The 4,592-nt window shown below is 33.4% G+C and carries 5 protein-coding genes; all 5 read right to left on the bottom strand.

The window, feature by feature from the left end; all coding sequences use genetic code 11:
• Positions 1-60 precede the first annotated feature (60 nt).
• Positions 61-975: a GYDIA family GHMP kinase gene (locus DIU01_RS09605; protein ID WP_290833878.1), complete on the bottom strand. Its 915-nt coding sequence runs from the start codon at positions 973-975 to the stop codon at positions 61-63.
• Positions 976-1,154: 179 nt separating this feature from the next.
• Positions 1,155-2,570 carry an ATP-binding protein gene (locus DIU01_RS09600; protein WP_290833879.1) on the bottom strand — a complete coding sequence of 472 codons (1,416 nt, stop codon included), beginning with the start codon at positions 2,568-2,570 and terminating at the stop codon, positions 1,155-1,157.
• Positions 2,571-2,687: 117 nt separating this feature from the next.
• On the bottom strand, positions 2,688-3,227 hold the full coding sequence (locus DIU01_RS09595; RefSeq protein ID WP_290833876.1) for a CopD family protein: 540 nt from the start codon (positions 3,225-3,227) through the stop codon (positions 2,688-2,690).
• Between the two features lie 65 nt (positions 3,228-3,292).
• On the bottom strand, positions 3,293-4,309 hold the full coding sequence (gene hemH / locus DIU01_RS09590; RefSeq protein ID WP_290833874.1) for a ferrochelatase: 1,017 nt from the start codon (positions 4,307-4,309) through the stop codon (positions 3,293-3,295).
• Between the two features lie 90 nt (positions 4,310-4,399).
• Positions 4,400-4,592 (bottom strand): hypothetical protein (locus tag DIU01_RS09585; protein ID WP_290833872.1); only part of this gene is annotated, 193 nt, incomplete at its 5' end.

Genomic DNA, 4,592 nt, shown 5'->3' with positions numbered 1-4,592 from the left:
CTAACTTTTTGGGGCATGTTCAGCTTGCTCAGGATTTTTTGTTTCTATAGATTCTTAAAACTATAAAATCATATCTTCATAAGGAATTACAATTCCATAACCTTTATTTTTGAAATAGGAAGTTGGATTTTCTTTAGAAATTGTAAGAACAAAATCGCCACCCCAAGCTCCAAGACTTTTAATAACACCATCAAAATCGTGAAATAGAGCTTCTTTAACCGTTTGTTGCTCTAGAATCGAACTCATTTCTATTTCGTGTTTTTGTATCGCTATGGCAAACTCTTTTGGTTCTGTAGCAGTGATAACTGTAGTAGTAATTGCATCAATTTTTTTAATGGTTTTAGAAATATCACCATGATTTTGCAAATAGGTAGCAATTGCCGATTTACTACTTTGTTTTTTGTTGAGGTAAACAAAATATATTTTATCTGAAAAAGTAGGGTCAAATGCAATGGTTTCAACAACAGGTTTATCGTTTACTAATTGGTATAAAATAGGTGAGTTGTTCTGTGCGCAGGCCAAATCATAACCACTTCCGCCAAAACTTTTTCTCAGTAAATCGTAAGCATTAATGTTCAGCCAATCTGCAATATTGTTTATTAAGGTTGATGAAGTTCCCAATCCCCAAAATTTTGGAAACGTTAACTCGGTTGTGATTTTATATCCTTTGGATTTGGGAATAAAATCGGGGTTCAAATTATAAGCTTCGTGTAAAATCTCAATCAAGGTATCTTTGATGTTCTGATTTTCTTCGTGCTTGTGTTTTTTTATAATCGATTCAAATGTTATATTGGATTCAAACCAAATGCTTCCATCTGCATCATAACTTGTCCATTCAATTTGTTCGCCATTTGTTTCTTCGATGATTAAATTCTGACCAAATTTTGTTGGTAATGCCAATGCTTTTGCACCATCAAGAACTACATATTCTCCTGTAATTAGTAATTTTCCGTTGCTGTAAAAGGTTTGTTTCATTGATAATCTTGTTTTGAAATGATGATTTTGTTTCCAAAAGTTTACAATTTAGCCCGAAATTTCGGGACTGATTGGAGGGAAAAACTCCCGATTTTTATCGGGATTTTGGGATGAAAGCAGGAAAAAGGATTGCTAAAATGCCCAATCCCGACGCTTCGGGAATTCGCTTCTAATTATTATTATTTTTCAATTTTAGGAAGAGAAACTGTAAATGTTGTTCCGGTTCCAAATTCGGTTTCAAATGTAATAGTTCCTTTGTAATTTTCAATGATGTTTTTGATAATTCCTAAGCCTAAACCCATTCCGCTATTTTTGGTGGTGAATTTTGGTTCGAATATGCGTTCGATATTTTCCTGTTCGATTCCAATTCCGTTATCTTTTACAGTGATGTTTACGTTATTTTCAACTTGTTTTACTTCAACTAAAATGGACTTTTCAAGTTGATTTTCTGGAATTGCCTGAATGGCGTTTTTCACCAAATTGGTAATAATTCGAATCAATTGCGTTCGATCCATGATGGTGATGATTTCTTGTTCGTCACTATTGAACTGAATGTATTCTTCGTTGAAAATATCTAATGAAAACTCTACCACTTCAACCACATTTAAAGTTTCATTTTGTTGCGCTGGCATGGAGGCAAAATTAGAAAACGCCGATGCAACCGAAGTCATGGTATCTATTTGCTGAATTAAAGTTTTGGTATAATCGTTCAGTTTTTGCTTCAAATCTGGATCTTCGGGATTGAATTTTCGCTCAAAACTTTGCACCGTCAATCGCATTGGAGTAAGCGGATTTTTAATTTCGTGCGCAACTTGTTTCGCCATTTCGCGCCAAGCTTGTTCGCGTTCGCTTTGCGCCAACATGGTTGCACTTTCTTCCAGTTTATCGACCATGGCATTGTAGGCTTTTATCAATGAGTTGATTTCTTTGCTGTTGGCTTCAATTAGAATTTTTTCGTTTTTTTGATTCAAACTGGTTTCATTAATTTTATCGGAAATAGTTTTAAGTGTTTGCGTGATGTAAGACGATAGAAAATACGCCAAAGCAAAGGCAATTATCAACATAAAAAAGTACACCTGACTCAATCGAATTAAGAATTCTTGAATCTCATTTTCGTAAAAACTGTCGTCTTCAATGTACGGCAAATTTAAAATTCCGAGTGGTTTGAATTTGTCGTCTTTTATTTGACTGAAAGATGATCGATTTTTAACTCCGTCCACACTTTTAATGTCAACATATCTTTTTTCGATAGACGATTGCACTAATTTGATGATGTATTTTGGAACCGGAGGCGAAATAGTATCGACAGAAAAAGTAGCTTTTGACGATTTTAAAAGAATTCCGCTTAAACTATAAATATTGATTTCAATTTTATGAATATCGGATAATTCGTGAATTTTATCTTTAAAAATCAGCGGAAGATTTTTCTCTGTTAACGGATAAGTAGTATTCGATAAGATGTAGTTGATGTGTTCTTTTACAGCATCTTCTTTTCGTTCCAGTCGTTCTTGATGGTAGTTTTTGGCTTCGTTTTTAAACTGAATTAACGAAATAGAAGCCATTAAAATCGAAGCAATTAATATCAATACGATCATCGATAGGAAAATCCTAATTCGGAGTGAAAGCATAGACATTTTGAAGTTTTTAAACATAGTATTCAGTCTCAGTCTCAGTTTTCAGTCGCAACTGATTACTGCGACTGCGACTGAAAACTATTTCTTTTCTCTTATTCTTTTATAAAATTTAAATCCCAACATGATTAAAATCGAAAACACAAAGATTCCGATTACACCATAAATCCAGTTGAAAGCATTTTTTAAAATTACTAAAAAAACAACTGCAAATAAAATAATTGTGGCACCTTCATTCCAAAGTCGCATAAAATTAGAAGAATACTTGAAATTGTCGTTTTGCAATTGCTTATAAATTTGATGGCATTTTAAATGATACAAAAACAGCGCCAAAACAAATCCGAGTTTCACGTGCATCCAAGGCATTTGCAACCAAGCCGGCATCAGAAACAATAACCAAGCCGCAAATAATGTTGCTAAAACCGCACTTGGCCAAGTAATAATAAACCACAGACGATAAGTCATTATCTTATATTGCGTAAGCAAAATTTCTCGTTCGGGTGAAGGTTTTTGGTTGGCTTCAATTTGATACACAAACAACCTAACAATGTAAAACAAACCTGCAAACCAAGTAATTACAAATATTAGGTGTAGTGATTTTATGTAGTTGTAGAGTTCCATATTTCAGTTCTTAGTTTTCAGTTCTCAGTCGCATCTGTATACTGTGACTGAGACTGCAAACTAAATTATTTATTTTTAAAATCTTCAATCCAATTCGCTACAACACCACACCATTCATCGTCATCATTCATACATGGAACCGCCATAAATTCTTCGCCACCATGATGTAAAAATTGTTCGTTGGCTTCCATTGCAATTTCTTCTAATGTTTCTAAACAATCAGAAACGAAAGCTGGAGTTACAACGGCTAATTTCTTAATTCCTTTCTCAGGCATTTTGTTGATTTCAACATCGGTGTAAGGCGTTAACCATTTGTCACCTGCTAATCGAGATTGGAATGTTTGACTGTATTTTCCTTCTGGAATTCCTAATAATTTTACTACTTGTTTTGTAGTTTCATAACATTGATGACTGTAGCAAAATTCGTGTGCTGGCGATGGCGTGTTGCAACACGTTCTGTCCATTTTACAATGCGATTTAGTAACATCGGTTTTACGAATATGACGTTTCGGAATTCCGTGATACGAAAACAATAAGTGATCGTAATCAAATCCTTCCAAATGTTTTTTCATCGAGTTGGCTAAAGCCTGAATATAATCGGGTTTGTTATAAAAAGCTGGAACATTGGTAAAAGTCATTTCTGGAAAAAACTTCTGACGCAATTCTTCTGCCAAAACCACAATTGTAGTTGTAGAAGCCATAGCATGTTGCGGATATAACGGCATCAACATTACTTCGGTTACACCTTTGTCTTTTAGTTCTTGCAATCCTTTTTTGATGGTCATTGTTCCATAACGCATTGCTAAAGCCACAGGAATATCTACTAATTTCTGAACTTTTTCATGCATTTTTTTAGAAAGCACAATTAAAGGCGAACCTTCGTCAGTCCAAATTCGAGCATAAGCTTCTGCCGATTTTTTTGGTCGCGTTTGTAAAATAATTCCACGAACTAATAATGCACGCAATAAAAACGGAACGTCAATTACGTATTTATCCATTAAAAATTCGTCTAAATACGGTTTAACGTCTTTGGCTGTTGGACTTTCTGGAGAACCTAAATTTACAAGTAATACACCTTTCATAGTAAAATTTAATTTTTTGTAAAAGTAAATGATTCTTACTTTTTACATTTATGTTTATGTTTTTTTTATCGATTGTTTGATATACGAAATTTATTGGGTTTGATATTTTTTTAACAAAGTCTCTAATTCAGAACCTTCAATACCTCCACCAAAATTATTGTTTTTGGTTTTTATATTATGCATCTGACAGTCTATACAAATGTTTATTATTCCAACTGTTTTATTTTTCTCTTTTAATATTAAAAAATCTCTATAAATAGGTACACATGCAGTTGTATTAAGA

The sequence above is a fragment of the Flavobacterium sp. genome, assembly GCF_003525665.1.
In the GTDB taxonomy this organism is placed as follows: domain Bacteria; phylum Bacteroidota; class Bacteroidia; order Flavobacteriales; family Flavobacteriaceae; genus Flavobacterium.
Note: the sequence above shows the minus strand (reverse complement) of the source record. Positions and strands in the feature narration are given on the sequence as shown.